This window comes from Acinetobacter sp. Ac_5812 (genome assembly GCF_013072695.1).
Taxonomy (GTDB): domain Bacteria; phylum Pseudomonadota; class Gammaproteobacteria; order Pseudomonadales; family Moraxellaceae; genus Acinetobacter.
In genome coordinates this window covers 180,608-196,743 of sequence record NZ_LXUK01000012.1, presented here as the reverse complement: position 1 = coordinate 196,743, position 16,136 = coordinate 180,608, and the positions used below count along the sequence as shown (strand labels likewise).

Here is a 16,136-nt window from a genome sequence, read left to right as displayed (position 1 = left end):
CCTTATTTTGAGCCAAAACAAACACAGCACAAACTACACTGATTGTTCTCTCGAGTAAGACCTTCAATTCATGTGATCTGTGTTGAACCATGCACAATACTGACATTTGTTATTCCTTAATTCTTAAATTTTTCCCTAGCCTCAGCTCATTGATGACCAAGCTGGCTTTATTTATCTAAGTTTTTTTGTGACTTTTTCATCAAGCTGAAATCAAATTTGAATAGACTGAACTGATCAACAGCTGTGCTGATTACTCTATTATTCAAAAACTAATTGGCACAAAAAATTTAAAATTAAGCAAAAAATGAGCTGTTTTTTAGCATTTTATTTATTGACAGTGACAATATGAAAATATTGAAGATCAATCAAAAGCAAAATTCTAGGCATTTTTCCGTTTAAACCAATCCTGAATCATCTCTAAAAACAGCTTCATCCCCATCGAGTGAATACTAATCGACTTATACACTGCACATGCATGCCAAGTGAAAGCAGGATTCTGATAATCCAAAATCGCTATCTCTTTTTGTTTTAATAAAGGTTGAAACAGATGGCTGGGCCCTGCCGTTATGGCATCGCTGTGTTTAACTTGATGAATCAATAAATCATAGTCATTGACTGTCAAACAAATACGAGCCGAACGCCCCGCATGTGTATGTGATCTCAACCATTGTATTTTTTGTTTTGCAATCCGTGGCAATGCAAATGGATAAGCCAACAGATGCTTAAATTCGAGCTGTTCAACTTCGAACAATGGGTGCCCTGCACGAACAATAAAATAAGTTGGATCCTGCAACAACGATACTGAAATCAGTTCTTCATTGAGATCGACATATTCAGTGCTGAGTATGCCTAAATCCAAAGTTCCATTTTCCAATTTATCAACGATGTTCTTAGGATGATCTACATATAAATGCACTTCAATTTCAGGATACTGCTTTGAAAATAACGGAATCACATCTTTCATTAGCGCATGAATAATGACAGGCCCTGTACCGATATGTAGCTCCCCAACCTGACCACTTGAAAGTAACTTAATTTCTTTATGTAAAGTATCCAACTGCTGCAAGATCTGTGGGGCTTGTTTTAGGATATGCTCAGTATATAAAGTCGGTTTCACCCCTTTACTAGTCCTTTCAAATAAGGTCACGCCCAAATCATGTTCTAATTTTTTAATACTGTTAGTTAACGATGGCTGAGTCATACAAAGTGCTTCAGCCGCTTGATTGATCGTTCCAATTTCAGTTAACACCATAATTTGCTGTAGATGTCTTGGTTTAATCATTTCTAATCCCTGAATATTTTATTGTGATTCATAAATATATTAAAAAGCACATCCATTCGCCTTTGCCTAAAAATATACCCTAATTTTATTATTTTAGATGCTATTGGGTATATCTAAAAGCTATAACTTCCATACAAAAAATCCATTACAAAATATAAATCAAACTTCCTATGCTGCTTCTAGATTAAGCACCTTTAATCCGTTCTGTTTCGATTCAGAAATTAAAGTCATATGAGCAAGGATGTAAAATGAAACACACTTTAATTCCGCTACTGATCAGCAGCGTCGTGATTTCCACCCCGTTTGCAACACAAGCACAAGAAACCACAACTCAAGCGACTCCTCAAACACTCGAGGCTATTCCAGGTCCACGCTCTTGTTTTTGGGCTCGAGGCCCTGTCAGTGCTGACCCCTATATCAATATCGCCTACCCAGATGCCAATGTTTATTATTGGGCAGGTACTTTCACCATCCCTCAAGGAGCAAGTCTTAAACTCAAAGGTGAATTTCCACGTTCACGTTATATGTCTTTTATTAGTTATGACGAAGCTGGAAAACCTGTTGAATCCGTTGCAGACTATTTAATCAAGCCAAATAATAACTCTGGCAATCCCTACGTTTATGGGCAACAACGTAGTCCATCACAACGTGAGTACAGCTTAAATGTATCTGCTACCCCTGTGACAGCACAGCGCAAAGTTGGCCAATTGAGTCAGCCACAAAGTGTCCATCAACTCTATGCGCCTGCTTACGGCAAAAATCAGCAAATGATTTTATATCGAATCTACTTACCTGATAACGGACAAAGTGTCACAGGAGGCGTCAGTTTACCAACACCTCAATTAACGCTTGCAGATGGTCGTGTTTTAGAAGGTGATCAAGCCTGTGCTCAACTTAACACCAATCAACCATTACAACTGACTTCTACTGCAGTCAGTATTCCTTCCAATCAATATCGTCAGTTGATCCATCAAGCAGGAAAGCCAGATACATGGCCAGCACAGAATCCTGCACAGTGGTTTATTCAATTAGATCGCGAAAGTCTTTTGGGTATCTTTACGGGCAAGATCAATGAACAAGCAAGACGCTCTGAAGGTGGCTTTTATCCAAACTTAGATAATCAATACATCCGAACGGTTGTGAATAGAAAATATGGCAAGGTCTTTGTCCTTCGTGGAAAAGCACCTACTGTTTCTAAGACCTTCAACAATAAAGGGCTTTTGACACAGGGCGATTTGCGTTATTGGTCAATCTGTTCAAATCAAGGTTTTGCCAATACACGCGTCAATGATTGCTTATTTGATGAAGAAATTCCAGTTGATCAAAATGGTTATTACACTGTTGTCGTCAGTCGAGTCGCTGACCGTCCACGTAATGCCAAACCAGAATGTGGTATCGGTTGGCTACCTATGGCAGAAGATGGCGATGGTGCAGTCGACCCAGATATGACCATTGTCCAGATCAGACATATGCTTGCATCAAGCAGTTTTAAAAACACCATTGCCAATGTCGAACAGCAAAAAGATTTAGCTTCGGTGATGGGAGAATACCTGCCCAAAACCCATTACCTAATGCCAAATCAAGTCGAAATTTTCAACCCTTGCTTTAAATAATCAATAAAACCAATCCATACAACACTCAAGAACATAATAAAAACTTGTGTGTTGTATGCCCCAAAAGGAATTTGGAGGCTGCAATGAATTCACATATCAGACAATACACCCTAGCCTCGTTAATCATGGCACCCTTTATGATCAGCGCTGTATACGGCGCAGGTCTCGATCGCTCTGGCCAATCCATTACTGATTTTTTTCAAAATGGAACCTATGCATCCCTCTCCTATAATTATTCTATGCCAAATGTGAGTGGACAGGATCAAGGGTTGAGTAGTCAAGGCAAACCCAATGACATTCCTAATATCAGTGCCAACAACAGTACCTTGCGTGGCAGCCTTAAAACAGATTTAACCGATAAAGTGAGTTTAGGACTGATCTACGATCAGCCTTTCAATATTGACCTTCAACATCGTGGACAGAGTGATTTCGTCTCTCAATTTACGAATAAGCCCGCAGAAGGTACACAAGCAACCTTAGACAGCCATAATTTAACAGGACTGTTTGGCTTGAATATCAATAAAAACCTAAGCATCTATGCAGGCCCAGCACTTGAACAAATACAAGGTGAAATCAAACTACGTGGGCAAATTTATAGAGGAACAGCCAATTACAATGCTGAATTACACTCTGATTATGCAATGGGTTGGGTCACAGGATTTAGCCTGAAAAAACCTAAAATTGGATTAAAAGCAGCACTCACCTATCGCTCAGAAATCAAACATCAGACCCGAACCACTGAGCAGTTTTCAGCATTAAGTGATGATTTGTATACTCTGCCTGTCACATTTACTTCACCAGAATCAGTTAATTTTGATTTTCAAACAGGCTTAAGCAAGCAAACACTATTCAGCGCCAATATCCGCTGGGTGCCATGGAAAGACTTTGAGTTTAAACCCGCCAAATTAGCAGAGCGAACTGCTCCAGCCAGTCCAGATAAATCAGGACTTCCTCTACTCAGTTATAAAGAAGATCAATGGTCAGCACAAATTGGAATAGCACAAAAACTGACTGATAAATTTTCAGTCTCAACCTCTGTCAGTTGGGATTCTGGTCTTGGTGACCCTGCCAATGCGCTTGGGCCTATCAATGGCTACTGGGGTTTCGGACTCGGATTGCAATATAATTTTCTACCCAGCTGGGCAGTTTCACTTGGCGGAAGATATTTATGGCTTGGAGATGCTCAAGCGCAACGTCAAAATGGTGATTTAGTTGGAAGCTTTAGCGATAATCAAAGCACGCTTCTAGGTTTAAAATTGGTATACCAAAAGAAATAGACCATAAAAAAGCCCTTGTCTTCACAAGGGCTTTTTTATTTATTTGGCAGAGGATCAAGGACTCGAACCTTGACGAACGGTTTTGGAGACCGTCATGCTACCATTACACCAATCCTCTAAACTGCATGATTAAATCATATTTGACTTAATCATAAGAAAATAAGAAATGCTTACCTTCTTAAATATGGTGGGGGCGAAGAGACTCGAACTCTTACACCTTGCGGCGCTGGAACCTAAATCCAGTGCGTCTACCAATTTCGCCACGCCCCCGATGGGTGTGTATATTAGAGATAAACCTTTCTACTGACAAGCCCTTTTTATAAAAAAACTATGTTTATGAAAGCTAATGCTTTTTTAATATACAGATCGAAACAACAGACACAAAAAAAGGAACTTTAAATAAAGTTCCTTTGAATTTGGCAGAGGATCAAGGACTCGAACCTTGACGAACGGTTTTGGAGACCGTCATGCTACCATTACACCAATCCTCTATAACCACATGATTAAACTCTATTTCGTTTAATCATAAAAAAAGCAAGATACTCTTGCTTTTTAAATATGGTGGGGGCGAAGAGACTCGAACTCTTACACCTTGCGGCGCTGGAACCTAAATCCAGTGCGTCTACCAATTTCGCCACGCCCCCGATGGGTATGCATATTAGTGAGAAACATACTCTCTGACAAGTCTTTCTATTAAAAAAACCGTTCAAATGAACAGATAATATTCAAATCACGCATTTATGTTTATTTTTACAACATATCAAGTCGTTTTAGGCAATCTTTTGCCTCTAAAACTGAATTAAAGCGTTGTTTAATATGCTTTTGCGTGAGGCCATTAAGGAAAGGAAAAAAGTATTGCAATGTAGATGGAAGTTGAATGTGTAGTTGCTGGCAATGTAATACTGCCCAATCGTGATAAGTCCTCGCCTTTAATCGAGATTGAGTGAGCCATTCATACACAATAATCCCCAAAGCATACAAATCACTTTGAATACTTTTCTCTGCCCCCTGAAAAAGCTCTGGCGCCATATAATGTGGTGTTGCATCTAAGGTTTGAATCGGATGCCCTATCCGAAAAGATTGCTCAAAATCAATCAGCCGACATGAGTTTCCATAGAAACGGAAATGTTCTGCTTTCAAATCACCATGCACCCACCCGAGTTGGTGCAATGTATCAAGCGCATCTAAGACCAAAAATATCTTTTGTTTGATTTGTTCAATATTCTCATAAATAGGAGCGTCGGCAAAAAAATCATGCGAATCGACTGTGATCACCCCTATTCCATCCTGATCTAATTCATTTATAAGATGACGCAATGGAATCATTTGGAATGGTAATAAAAACTGTTGTTCTAGCTGCTGACAGTGCTGATAAAAAGCTAACTCTCGTTGGAAAGCCTGTGCCAAAACAGGCTGATCATTGGTTTTATGGAATTTCAGCCAATACCGTTGTTGATCAATTTGAAAGGTGTAGACACGTCGCCCAAAGGCATAACTTTGCGCTTTGGTCACTAAGTTTACATCGTTAAGTTGAATCTTTGGATTAGAGATCCACGTAGTAAAACTCATTCTGCTGCTTTTCTTCCTGCTTCCGCAACGATATTAGACAATGCTCAATGGTTTTTCCAATTCGTGCATGTATTTCGATAGATGCAATTTTCGGCCATGTGGCACGCTCACCTTCTTGCTGCAAGATTTTAAACAATTTTGGGCGTGGGTTTTTCAGCATATAGCTATAATGTCTGAGTCCATATTTGGCAATAATATTGACGTCGCCATAATAACGTTGCCCCAAAATGCCATAACCGTGATCCAATACACGACGAATCGGGAAGAAACTGCCCATATGGCTGCGTGTTAAATCCATGACTTCCATTGCAATGGCTTTACCTTGACGACGAACAATCCGTTCAGGCCAACTGAGTACATCTCGACGGAAACGTTCGGTATCACTTTGCATAAACGGTACGATATGCGGATTGACCTGACTGGCGATGGTGTAATTAATATTATAGAGCCGAGCCATCTTTTCCTGCGGAAAATCACTGCGCATACTGCCATCCACCCATTTGGTATTGGCGAGATATGGCGTATGTTGCCCATCATAACGCTTACTGGTCAGATGCACAGGTGGAAATAACACAGGCACCGCACAAGAAGCCAATACCGCACTCCACACCAATACATTCGGTGCGGTCAGTGCATTCATAATACGTGGATTTTGGGCTGTGTTATACGGTGCAATCACAATATTAATATGACGTTTGGATTGCTTATAGGATTCTGCAAACGTGACATCGCCCAAGTTTTGCATTAGAAATTTTTTCAAATACATCACATCGGCAATACCACCATTCGCCCGCAATAATTCAGTTACTTTCCTAAATTTAAAGGCATCACTAAAAAAATGTTCCCCTTGCAGCAATTCAGGAACTTGATCTGGCGTAGAAACCCCTAACATTCCTGTCATGATTGCCCCTGCACTTGAACCCGATAAAACTTGAGGCATCAGATCTTGTTCGATTAAGGCTTTACACACCCCAGTATGAAATAAACCTAGCGTTGCGCCTCCAGAAAACATTACAGCGGGTTGACCATAGGCCTTTTGACATTCTTCAAAAAACTGGATTTTTTCTTTTAATTGAAAGGTAATACATTCACTCGAAGCCAAGTAACGTAGACAGTCACTCATTTCCTCAACATAGTTTTCGATGATTTTTTTAGTACCAATATAGGTCTGTGCAAACAACATCGGATGCCCAATATTGGCAAAGTCATAAGACAGACCTTCTCTTAATACATAGATCAGGTCTAAAGTCCGATGCTGCATACGATACTTTTTTAATAAGTTATAGCGTTTAGATAAAATTTCCGCATCATAATAAGGCGATTCATTGTCATATTTCCATGCTTCATGACCTGATTCTTCATCCAGTTTAAGTGCAATTTCTTTCCATTCGGTATAAGAACTGGCATGCCTTAAGCGTTCTTGCAACACATCAACCCTATGTGTCTGATATGTATTCTTTTTCTCTTGAACTCTATTAAACATTCGCGATCCTGATTTTCAGCTTATTTTTTATATTCTTGCACCTATACAATGCAAAAAGCGGCCACAACAATCAAGGGTAAAATCGATTTATTTCGATATTTCTGATGATATTTTCTTTATTTCGGTAATAGCAGTGATAGTATCCCTATTCATCATTGAGTTTGGTTTATATGTATGGCTATCCTTGATTTACCCGAATCTATTCTTCAATCTTTATCGAGTGTTTTAACACAGCTTCAGCAAGTTCTCCCTGCACCCAAGCAACCCACTGACTTTTCAGCAATCGCATTCCGTTGGGAAAATCAGCAGCTGGTCGCCATACAACAACCCAAGAAAATGCATCTGGAAGACCTAAAAGGGATTGAGCGTCAAAAAGACAAGATTATTCAAAACACCCTACAATTCCTGAATGGCCTGCCTGCCAATGATGTCTTACTGACAGGTTCTCGTGGGACTGGAAAATCATCCATTGTACGTGCCCTTCTCACCGAGTATTCAAATCAGGGTTTACGCTTGATTGAAATTGAGCGCGATGATCTATCTGATTTACCTAAAATTCAAAAGCTGATTGAACATCGTTCTGAAAAATTCATTGTTTATTGTGATGATCTGGCCTTCAATGCTGAAGATGAAAATTATCGTAGTTTAAAAAGTGTCTTGGATGGCTCACTACAATCTGGCTCAAGCAATTTTATTATCTATGCAACCAGTAACCGTCGTCATTTACTGCCTGAATTTATGCATGAAAATACGCCTGTGCGTAAAGTCGATGTGCCGCAATATACAGAGCTACATCCACAGGAAGCGATTGAGGAAAAAATTTCGCTTTCCGACCGTTTTGGCCTGTGGCTCTCCTTCTACCCGATGGATCAACAGTTGTATTTACAAATTGTAGAGCACTACATTGTAAAAGCAGGCTTGGAATATAACGATCTGGTTCGTGGTGAAAGTCTGAAATGGTGTCAGGCACGTGGTCAGCGTTCTGGACGTGCTGCTTATCAGTTCTCAAAACACTGGATTGGTTCACAAAATCTAGAAAAATTATCGAACAAAGCCTCTGCATAAATGTCCTGAAAAGCCGTAGCTTTGTCCTTATTTCCGCTTAGCATTGGCAATTGTTTCTCATAATCTAGCTGTCACAGCATGGATTGAGTTTAGGAAACAAGATGAAGAAACAATTGCCACCAACATCCCTGACCAGCAAAATTTTGGGTAAAAGCCTGTTATTGGCACAAGGTACGCTCGATAAAGCCGTAAAATATTCAACAACACCATTTTCAGAACCAGACATAATTCGCCCACGTACTGAAGAAAAATTTTATACATGGACGCATTATGGAATTTTCTTTCCACTCCTCCCAGAACCTCATCGTTATTTAAATATTATGATTTTGTTGGGTACGCCTGGCGCATTGGCTTTTGACCATGATGACATTACTTTGGGTGACCCGAGAAAAACAGCAACTTTCTTTTCCAGTACCGCTGCTGTGGATGAGCATCTTTTAAAAGCCTACATAATCCCAGAACAAGCTAATATCCAAGACAATGGAACAACTATTGAACTTGGCGAAGAAGTTTCAATTCAAGGCACATTACCGAATATTCATCTCAAAGGTGCCTACCATGGACTCAGCTTTGAATTTGATTTAGATGTCACCGATCAAATTTCATGGTTTATCAAAACCCCGATTTATGATCATTTTAGTTTATTGGCGAGCTTTAAAGGTCAACTTGAATATCAAGGTAAAACCACTCCCGCTGAAGGCTTATGTACCTATGAATATGCCCGTGCAGCAGGTGCACATGGTGTGGTGAAAAAACTATTGCCTGAACCGTATAAATTACCACTCGATTTCTTTACCTATCAAATTATTAACTTAACTGAGACCACCCAATTACTGCTCACCAAAGCCGATATTCTAGGGCAACCTGCGGCCTATAGTCTGCATGTCCGTCATACCGATAAGCCTGCTGAAGTCTACACCAATGTCGAATTCAAGGTCATTGCTCATCAAATTGATGATTATGTTTCCCCAAGTGGTAAGAAAATGCGCTTACCGCAATTGTTCACTTGGTCTGTCAAAGACGATGCTGATCAGAAAATTTTAGATATCACCGCGGAAATTGATAGTCCATTCCGTTATGGTCATGGCATTGGCTATGCCAGTGCTTATACCTTCACAGGTGAATATTTAAATGCCCCTGTTCAAGGTCGTGGTTATATCGAATATGTGGATGTAGAAAATCAGAACGCATTTAAGGATTAAATGAACTGAACAAGTTGATGAGTCTTTGCTGAAACGTCAAAGACTCATCATTTCCCTTTACGATCTAATTGCTCGAAGCGTTCAAAGTATCAATCATTTGATTGACTGAATCCTTAATCTCCACTGCCACGTTTGCATCATAACCTTCGACCAAGAATCGGCTAATGAGCCCTTCAATCAGCGTATAAGTCACTTCAACCAACATTGCTGCCTTTGAATAAGATTGCAAATATTTTGTAATCAAGTTTCTAATCCAAACTTTATGTTCTTTAGATATAGAGATGATGTCTTGATCACCCACATGCGACTCAGCCACAGCTCTGACGAATAAACATCCTTTAAAGTTATCTTCTTGAAACCATAATAAGTGCCAATCGATCAACCTGTTCAATGCCTCTCGTCCTGTTGCCTCCGCCACATAATCCAACAGACGCTGCCTAAACTTTTCATCTCGAGCCTCTAAGACCGACTTCACCAATTGATTTTTGTTTTTGAAATAGGTGTACATGGTGGTTTTTGAACAGCCAGATTCATCTCGAATAAGGTCAACCCCGACACCAACAAAACTATTCTCATAAAATAATTTTTCTGCGGTATGCAAAATTTTATTGGCTGACTTCGACATAAAGATTTACTCATTCAAAATAGTACAGATCTGTACTATTTGTAATTTTAGTTCTATTATCGTCATAAAGCAACCCAGTCCTGAGATCACCATGTTATCTTTATTCAACGGTAGAGAGCATCTTGCTCCCATGCCCCAATCAATTGATATTATAAGAAGTTTGATTGGCGGCACATTAAGCATCTTGATCTTAATCCTGCTCAGCAAATTCACCCACAATCTATTTATCATGGCGCCTTTTGGCGCAACCTGTGTGATCTTGTATGCCGTATCACAATCGCCTTTGGCTCAACCCCGCAATGTTATTTTGGGGCATTTCATCTCAGCCTTTATTGGCTTACTGTTTCTTAAAGTTTTTGGTACATCGGCTTTAAGCATTGCTCTGTCGGTCGGTTGTGCAATTGCAGCCATGCAACTTCTGCGTTGTGTTCATCCACCTGCTGGCGCAAATCCATTGGTGATTTTGCTAACGGCCAATACCATTCAATACCATTGGGGTTTCTTATTCTTCCCTGTGCTGCTCGGTTCAATTGCATTGGTATTGATCGCATGGCTGGTCAACAATCTAAAATCAGAAAAGAAATGGCCTGTGTATGGATTAGCTTTTATCCACAGTAAGAAAAAATATTGAATAATCCATCTATCGATTAAAGCGCAGTGTCAGCGTTTTAATCGATGCCATCCTGTTCATCAGAATTCAATGAAATTCCAATTTCCCCTTGCAAATAATTTACTTTTCAATAAAATTAGGTAGGTCAGTATACACAAATATATTTTCTTATGAACTCGAAATCAGCAAAACAAAAAATCTTGGATGCAGCATCTACCCTGTTCTATAACGATGGCATTAGCAATACAGGCATCAACAGCATTACAGAGAAAGCCAACGTCGCCAAAATGTCGTTATACAATAACTTTGCTACCAAATCAGATCTGATCACCTGCTATATCGAAGCCCGCCACCAAGAATGGCTAGATTTATACGAAAAGAGAAAAGCTCAAATCCAAACCCCAATTGAAGGTATTTTGGCGGTTTTTGATGCCTATCAAGATCATGCCGAATTCGCTTATGAAAAGGGTTTCCGTGGTTGTGGCCTACTCAATGCAGCCGCAGAATTCCCCGCACATAGCCCCGAACGTTTAGCTGTTAAACAGCATAAAGATGAAATTGAAGCGATTTTAGCGGGTCATTTGCAGCAACTCAGCACCGACCCACAACGAGTCAAAGAACTGGCACTACTGCTTTCATTTATCTTGGAAGGTTGCATTGCTCGTGCTGGTTTAGAAAGTTCCAGTGACAAAGTATTTGCTGCAAAACAAATGGTTCAGAATCTATTAGAGCAAGAGGTTTCAAAGTGAGTACCACCTCTTTTAGCCTCAGTGCTCATTCTGGCTTTATCGCTGTCCTCATTGCCTCTATTTTATGGGGAACCACAGGCACAGCCGCCTCTTATGCCCCAAATCTAAGTCCTTTAGCGATTGGCGCAATCGCAATGGGTGGCGGTGGTTTATTACAAGCTTTATTAGCCCATAAAAATATCCGTAGTCATTTACCTCAAATTCGCTCTTACTATCCCTTGCTGTTGATTGGTATGGTCTCAGTTGCGATTTATCCACTGGCTTTCTATTCATCAATGCGTATGGCGGGGATTACCATTGGTACGGTCGTCTCAATTGGTTCAGCCCCTTTATTTACGGCATTACTGGAAAAGTTCTTTGATAAAAAAGCACTTTCAGGCAAGTGGTTTATCAGCTTTATTTTTGGTGTCGCTGGTGTCTTATTGCTCTCGATTGGTGAATCACACTCCCAAACATCTGCACACACGATTGCGACAGATCAGAAAAGCATTGGCATTATTCTTGGGCTGATCGCAGCTCTGACCTATTCGTTATATTCTTGGGCTGCAAAGAAGATGATTGACCGTGGGGTCGACTCAAAGGCTTCGATGGGATTAATTTTTGGTTTTGGTGCTTTAATTCTATTACCTACGTTATTTTTTACGGGTTCAAACCTGTTTGATGAGCCTGTGAATTTGTATGTTGTCGGTTATATGATGCTGATCCCAATGTTTCTCGGTTATCTGTTATTTGGTTATGCCTTAAAGACCATTTCAGCCAGTACCGCGACCACACTGACCTTATTTGAACCACTGGTTGCCGCTTTGTTTGCCGTTTTATTAGTCGGTGAGCAATTGGCTCCGATTGGTTGGGTTGGTATGGTTCTGATTTTTGTTTGTCTAGCAGTACTGTCTAAAGCAGATCGTTCACAACAATTGACTTAGCAATCTGCCTAAGTCATTAAAATCAAAAGTAGCAACATTGTTGTTACAAAGCTAAAAGCGATGATTTTCCCATTAAAACGTAATGCCTCTTTGGCTAATTTTTTAATGGGTTCTTCTTTCTTCAATCCAATGACCGATAAAATGATGCCGATAACATTACAAATCACTGCAATGATTAATGCCAAGAAAAAGAATAAATGAATTGGGGGCATTTCACAGATTCGATCAGGGACACATGGAATGCTTAGAACATACATAGAAAACACTGCCGACGCAGCAATAATAATTATACTTAACCACGCAACTATCGTTGCTGCTTTAGCCGACCACATTATTTTGCCTTTTTATTTATTATTAAGAATACAAACTAAAATTTGATGCTAAGCCACAATTATCATCGTTGCAGAGAAATCAATTTTCTCTGCAACAACAAGAGAGCTTAAAAGATTAATACTCTTTTGCTAATTTCTCTAAAGTTGTGAGCATTTTTCTCACCACACTTCTTTTATGATGCAACATATTCTTAATGTTGCTTGGATTAAAACCTGTCAATTTTGCAATACCACGACTGGTCATATACTCACCCGTTTTCGCAAAGTGTTTTTCACTTAACTCGGTTTTCGCATTTGAGAATCGAACAGCTAGCTTATAATCATTAAACTCAGACCATGCACCTGTTTTATATTCATCTGCATCAAAGCTACTCTTCTGTTGAGTAGGTTTTTCTCGAAGAATATTGCTCAAGCGATTAATGACAATTTTTTCTTCACTTTTCTCAATTATTTGATAAAGTTCAGTTTCTTCAAAAGGACGCCCTAAAGCGATATCTTTTCTATATTGTTCAACAACTTTTTCTTTTGACTCGACCTTTTTCTCACCTTGTTGAGTGAGGCAGAGAATCTTAAATAAAGACTCTAATCGGCCACATGTAAAAATATAAGAAATTTTCAACTTTTGTACTCCACAATGAGTTTTAGCTCATCAAAAATAAATAATTTATCCAATACTCTAATACGATAGCGTCGACTTTAACTCTTTGCCATGTACATAAATCAAGAATTTGATTTTTAAATATAAGAATGGTCTAAATTGATCCATAATCTAAGGATCAATTTAGAAGAATGCGTTGCATTTTAGGTCGGCTGTAACTCAGTCATTGGCCATCTTGGTGTTGTCGTCACCGCCAAACCATCATATTGCCCTGCTTTTAAACGTTGATATCCAGCAAAGGCAATCATGGCGCCATTGTCTGTGCACAATGCGGGCTCGGCATAATAAACTTGCGCCTTGATCTTTGCCAGTGAAGTTTCTAATTGTTCACGCAACCGCAAATTAGCACTGACACCACCGGCAATCACCAAACGTTTTAAACCTGTTTGTTTTAAAGCTTTCACCGATTTTTTAGCGAGCGTATCGACAACGGCCTCTTGGAAAGAGGCAGCCACATCCGCATCACGGTTTTCTTCACCTAACTTTTTCAGTTGTACTGAAACTGCAGTTTTAAGACCACTAAAAGAAAAATCCAAACCTTGATGCAAGATTGGTCTCGGAAATTCAAATGCTTTGGCATCACCTTGTAAGGCTAACTTCGCAATATTGGGACCGCCCGGATAAGGTAGTTTCATCATTTTTGCAACTTTATCAAAGGCTTCACCCGCTGCATCGTCAATCGACTCACCGAGCAATTCATATTGACCGATTCCATAGGCCGCCATTAATTGGGTATGCCCACCTGAAACCAATAAAGCCACAAACGGAAATTCCGGTGGATTTTCCGAAAGTAATGGCGCCAGCATATGACCTTCCATATGGTGTACACCAATTGCAGGCTTATTAAATGCAAAGGCTAAACTGCGGCCAAATAAAGCCCCAGTCATCAATGCCCCCATCAGTCCTGGACCACGGGTATAAGCCACTGCATCAATTTCTTGCTTTTTGACGCCACTTTGCTCAAGCAGTTGATTAATCAAAGGAATCATCTTACGAACATGATCACGTGAAGCCAACTCAGGAACGACGCCACCATATTCCGCATGTAATTTGATCTGGCTATATAGAACCTGTCCACGTAAGCCGAGCTCGCTATCATAGAGTGCTAACCCAGTTTCATCACACGAAGTTTCTAAGCCCAAAACAATCATTAAACTGCCTTTACAACGATCAAAAGTAATATCAGGGCTATTATAGACTTGTGATCTGAGTTGTAAATGAGTAAAATACTGACCTTCACTTGCGATCTAGTGCAATAGTGCGTTAGATCTTATCCATCATCTTAGAGGATTTTACATGCCACAAGTTAAGTTGAAAGAAGGCGAACCAGTAGACGTAGCTATCCGTCGTTTCAAACGTTCATGCGAAAAAGCGGGTGTTTTAGCTGACGTTCGTAAGCGCGAATTCTATGAGAAACCAACTCAAGAACGTAAGCGCAAAAAAGCTGCTGCAGTTAAGCGTTATCAAAAGAAATTGACTCGCGAATCTGTACGTACTACTCGCCTTTACTAATTAATTTGTGATTGACTGCTGAAAATACTATGAATACTTTAAAAAACCAGATTACTGACGTATTAAAAAACTCAATGCGTGCCAAAGATATGGCAACAGTAACGGTTCTTCGTGGTGTACAGGCAGCAATTAAGCAAATCGAAGTCGATGAGCGCATTGAGCTTGACGATGCTCAGGTTCTTGCGGTCATTGAAAAGCAAATTAAACAACGTAAAGAATCGATCAAGGCCTTTTCTGGCGCTGGTCGAGATGATTTAGCTAGTAAGGAACAAGCCGAAGTTGAGGTTATTTCTCAATTTCTACCAGCCGCTATGACTGAGGAAGAACTTGATTCCATCATTGAGCAAACGATTGCTGCTCAAGAAGCTACTAGCATGAAAGATATGGGTAAGGTGATGAATTCTCTACGTCCGATCATAGCCGGGCGTGCCGATCCTGCACAAGTATCTGCTAAAATCAAAGCAAAATTAAGCTAAGCCGCTTAACTCTCCTTTCTATATTTCGCTTTATTAAATAATTGGATTCATTTCAACAATGAACCCATAATCCCGTTTTACTAACAAAAAACGTCTGATAATCTTCCAGTTCAATATTATATACAGGAAGTTTAAATCTTCCTATCGCAAGACGTTCAAGCTTATTTTCTAAAATATTATTTTTTAAAATTTTACTTTTTGTAAAACCATCAACATATTTCTGATCACAATATCCATAATCATCAATATTGAAAGTGCATAGTTCACCACCATCAAATAGTAAAACACTACTGCCATACTTAAACTCTTCGCCAAGACCATTACAAGCACCATAATTGCTTGTATTCTCACCTAAACGTAATCTAAATACTTCAGATGGCTTCCAAACATAAGAGAAATCATCACTATTTATGAAACCTAATTTATCTGATGTAACTAAATCAATTGCAGCACTCCATTCTTTTTTATTCTCGAGCCAAACTGAATAATGATCTGTCATATATAGAATATTGATTAAATCAGGGTTTGATTCTCTAATATGAGGTATTTGAACAATTGTATCGTCCCCTGAACAGAAAGCTCTAGTTACATGTTTATATTCAGTTAGCGCATCTTTTCTCCCCCATTCAGAACGGGACAACACCCGATCCCCAACTTTAATCTCCTGAATTGGAACTAAACCTCTTTCGGTATGTACCAATGTCCCCGCAACAAATCCTGCCATTTTTTTATTCTCTTATTCTTAAAATTGAATTCATTT

The 16,136-nt window shown here is 39.5% G+C and carries 17 protein-coding genes and 4 tRNA genes; 9 read left to right on the top strand and 12 right to left on the bottom strand.

Translation table 11 applies throughout. The features are described 5' to 3' along the window. Positions 1-379: 379 nt before the first annotated feature. Complete coding sequence (locus A7P55_RS10090; RefSeq protein WP_171551996.1) at positions 380-1,282, bottom strand: LysR family transcriptional regulator; 903 nt, start codon at positions 1,280-1,282, stop codon at positions 380-382. Positions 1,283-1,530: 248 nt separating this feature from the next. On the opposite strand from A7P55_RS10090, the gene A7P55_RS10085 reads away from it, so the two are divergent. After that, positions 1,531-2,895, top strand: a complete 1,365-nt coding sequence (locus tag A7P55_RS10085; protein ID WP_171551995.1) for a hypothetical protein — start codon at positions 1,531-1,533, stop codon at positions 2,893-2,895. A gap of 83 nt (positions 2,896-2,978) precedes the next feature. Next, positions 2,979-4,172 (top strand): outer membrane protein transport protein, encoded by a 1,194-nt coding sequence (locus A7P55_RS10080; RefSeq protein WP_171551994.1) that lies wholly within the window; start codon positions 2,979-2,981, stop codon positions 4,170-4,172. A gap of 44 nt (positions 4,173-4,216) precedes the next feature. Here A7P55_RS10080 and A7P55_RS10075 read toward each other — a convergent pair. The 6 genes from A7P55_RS10075 to A7P55_RS10050 all read right to left on the bottom strand — a co-directional run bounded on the left by A7P55_RS10075 (position 4,217) and on the right by A7P55_RS10050 (position 7,224). Continuing rightward, positions 4,217-4,290: transfer RNA gene (locus A7P55_RS10075), tRNA-Trp, on the bottom strand. Between the two features lie 67 nt (positions 4,291-4,357). After that, positions 4,358-4,442, bottom strand: a tRNA-Leu gene (locus tag A7P55_RS10070). Between the two features lie 147 nt (positions 4,443-4,589). Further along, positions 4,590-4,663 (bottom strand) — tRNA-Trp (locus A7P55_RS10065). A 68-nt stretch (positions 4,664-4,731) separates the two neighbouring features. Next, positions 4,732-4,816, bottom strand: a tRNA-Leu gene (locus A7P55_RS10060). Positions 4,817-4,922: 106 nt separating this feature from the next. Beyond that, a complete protein-coding gene (locus A7P55_RS10055; protein WP_171551993.1) occupies positions 4,923-5,741 on the bottom strand; it encodes a serine/threonine-protein kinase in 819 nt (272 codons plus the stop codon). After that, positions 5,716-7,224 carry a DUF3336 domain-containing protein gene (locus tag A7P55_RS10050; RefSeq protein WP_171551992.1) on the bottom strand — a complete coding sequence of 503 codons (1,509 nt, stop codon included), beginning with the start codon at positions 7,222-7,224 and terminating at the stop codon, positions 5,716-5,718. Before A7P55_RS10050 ends, A7P55_RS10055 begins: the two co-directional genes overlap by 26 nt. A gap of 174 nt (positions 7,225-7,398) precedes the next feature. Between A7P55_RS10050 and A7P55_RS10045 the strand changes: the two genes are divergently transcribed. Together A7P55_RS10045 and A7P55_RS10040 are read left to right on the top strand one after the other, a co-directional pair. Continuing rightward, complete coding sequence (locus A7P55_RS10045; protein ID WP_171551991.1) at positions 7,399-8,289, top strand: ATP-binding protein; 891 nt, start codon at positions 7,399-7,401, stop codon at positions 8,287-8,289. A gap of 101 nt (positions 8,290-8,390) precedes the next feature. Then, complete coding sequence (locus A7P55_RS10040) at positions 8,391-9,491, top strand: DUF6670 family protein (protein ID WP_171551990.1); 1,101 nt, start codon at positions 8,391-8,393, stop codon at positions 9,489-9,491. Positions 9,492-9,555: 64 nt separating this feature from the next. Here the strand turns inward: A7P55_RS10040 and A7P55_RS10035 are convergent, their stop codons facing one another. Further along, on the bottom strand, positions 9,556-10,116 hold the full coding sequence (locus A7P55_RS10035) for a TetR/AcrR family transcriptional regulator (RefSeq protein WP_171551989.1): 561 nt from the start codon (positions 10,114-10,116) through the stop codon (positions 9,556-9,558). Between the two features lie 91 nt (positions 10,117-10,207). On the opposite strand from A7P55_RS10035, the gene A7P55_RS10030 reads away from it, so the two are divergent. The 3 genes from A7P55_RS10030 to A7P55_RS10020 all read left to right on the top strand — a co-directional run bounded on the left by A7P55_RS10030 (position 10,208) and on the right by A7P55_RS10020 (position 12,398). Then, positions 10,208-10,747 carry an HPP family protein gene (locus A7P55_RS10030; protein WP_171551988.1) on the top strand — a complete coding sequence of 180 codons (540 nt, stop codon included), beginning with the start codon at positions 10,208-10,210 and terminating at the stop codon, positions 10,745-10,747. A gap of 149 nt (positions 10,748-10,896) precedes the next feature. Then, positions 10,897-11,475: a TetR/AcrR family transcriptional regulator gene (locus tag A7P55_RS10025; protein ID WP_171551987.1), complete on the top strand. Its 579-nt coding sequence runs from the start codon at positions 10,897-10,899 to the stop codon at positions 11,473-11,475. After that, positions 11,472-12,398: an EamA family transporter gene (locus A7P55_RS10020; protein WP_171551986.1), complete on the top strand. Its 927-nt coding sequence runs from the start codon at positions 11,472-11,474 to the stop codon at positions 12,396-12,398. The genes A7P55_RS10025 and A7P55_RS10020 overlap by 4 nt, the downstream gene beginning before the upstream one ends. An 8-nt stretch (positions 12,399-12,406) precedes the next feature. Here A7P55_RS10020 and A7P55_RS10015 read toward each other — a convergent pair whose 3' ends face one another. The 3 genes from A7P55_RS10015 to tsaD form a co-directional block, all read right to left on the bottom strand. Beyond that, positions 12,407-12,730 carry a hypothetical protein gene (locus A7P55_RS10015; RefSeq protein ID WP_171551985.1) on the bottom strand — a complete coding sequence of 108 codons (324 nt, stop codon included), beginning with the start codon at positions 12,728-12,730 and terminating at the stop codon, positions 12,407-12,409. A 115-nt stretch (positions 12,731-12,845) separates the two neighbouring features. Next, positions 12,846-13,349 carry a hypothetical protein gene (locus tag A7P55_RS10010; RefSeq protein ID WP_171551984.1) on the bottom strand — a complete coding sequence of 168 codons (504 nt, stop codon included), beginning with the start codon at positions 13,347-13,349 and terminating at the stop codon, positions 12,846-12,848. Between the two features lie 182 nt (positions 13,350-13,531). Next, a complete protein-coding gene (tsaD, locus tag A7P55_RS10005) occupies positions 13,532-14,539 on the bottom strand; it encodes a tRNA (adenosine(37)-N6)-threonylcarbamoyltransferase complex transferase subunit TsaD (RefSeq protein ID WP_171551983.1) in 1,008 nt (335 codons plus the stop codon). Between the two features lie 145 nt (positions 14,540-14,684). On the opposite strand from tsaD, the gene rpsU reads away from it, so the two are divergent. After that, positions 14,685-14,900 carry a 30S ribosomal protein S21 gene (gene rpsU, locus A7P55_RS10000; RefSeq protein WP_004652785.1) on the top strand — a complete coding sequence of 72 codons (216 nt, stop codon included), beginning with the start codon at positions 14,685-14,687 and terminating at the stop codon, positions 14,898-14,900. A gap of 29 nt (positions 14,901-14,929) precedes the next feature. Next, positions 14,930-15,376 carry a GatB/YqeY domain-containing protein gene (locus A7P55_RS09995; RefSeq protein WP_005295570.1) on the top strand — a complete coding sequence of 149 codons (447 nt, stop codon included), beginning with the start codon at positions 14,930-14,932 and terminating at the stop codon, positions 15,374-15,376. Positions 15,377-15,428: 52 nt separating this feature from the next. On the opposite strand, the gene A7P55_RS09990 is transcribed toward A7P55_RS09995, so the two are convergent. Then, on the bottom strand, positions 15,429-16,100 hold the full coding sequence (locus A7P55_RS09990; RefSeq protein WP_171551865.1) for a hypothetical protein: 672 nt from the start codon (positions 16,098-16,100) through the stop codon (positions 15,429-15,431). Positions 16,101-16,136: the final 36 nt, after the last annotated feature.

Coding starts and splice junctions, on each gene's coding strand:
- A7P55_RS10090 (WP_171551996.1), bottom strand. CDS start 1,282: ATGATTAAACCAAGACATCTACAGCAAATTATGGTGTTAACTGAAATT.
- A7P55_RS10085 (WP_171551995.1), top strand. CDS start 1,531: ATGAAACACACTTTAATTCCGCTACTGATCAGCAGCGTCGTGATTTCC.
- A7P55_RS10080 (WP_171551994.1), top strand. CDS start 2,979: ATGAATTCACATATCAGACAATACACCCTAGCCTCGTTAATCATGGCA.
- A7P55_RS10055 (WP_171551993.1), bottom strand. CDS start 5,741: ATGAGTTTTACTACGTGGATCTCTAATCCAAAGATTCAACTTAACGAT.
- A7P55_RS10050 (WP_171551992.1), bottom strand. CDS start 7,224: ATGTTTAATAGAGTTCAAGAGAAAAAGAATACATATCAGACACATAGG.
- A7P55_RS10045 (WP_171551991.1), top strand. CDS start 7,399: ATGGCTATCCTTGATTTACCCGAATCTATTCTTCAATCTTTATCGAGT.
- A7P55_RS10040 (WP_171551990.1), top strand. CDS start 8,391: ATGAAGAAACAATTGCCACCAACATCCCTGACCAGCAAAATTTTGGGT.
- A7P55_RS10035 (WP_171551989.1), bottom strand. CDS start 10,116: ATGTCGAAGTCAGCCAATAAAATTTTGCATACCGCAGAAAAATTATTT.
- A7P55_RS10030 (WP_171551988.1), top strand. CDS start 10,208: ATGTTATCTTTATTCAACGGTAGAGAGCATCTTGCTCCCATGCCCCAA.
- A7P55_RS10025 (WP_171551987.1), top strand. CDS start 10,897: ATGAACTCGAAATCAGCAAAACAAAAAATCTTGGATGCAGCATCTACC.
- A7P55_RS10015 (WP_171551985.1), bottom strand. CDS start 12,730: ATGTGGTCGGCTAAAGCAGCAACGATAGTTGCGTGGTTAAGTATAATT.
- tsaD (WP_171551983.1), bottom strand. CDS start 14,539: ATGATTGTTTTGGGCTTAGAAACTTCGTGTGATGAAACTGGGTTAGCA.
- rpsU (WP_004652785.1), top strand. CDS start 14,685: ATGCCACAAGTTAAGTTGAAAGAAGGCGAACCAGTAGACGTAGCTATC.
- A7P55_RS09995 (WP_005295570.1), top strand. CDS start 14,930: ATGAATACTTTAAAAAACCAGATTACTGACGTATTAAAAAACTCAATG.
- A7P55_RS09990 (WP_171551865.1), bottom strand. CDS start 16,100: ATGGCAGGATTTGTTGCGGGGACATTGGTACATACCGAAAGAGGTTTA.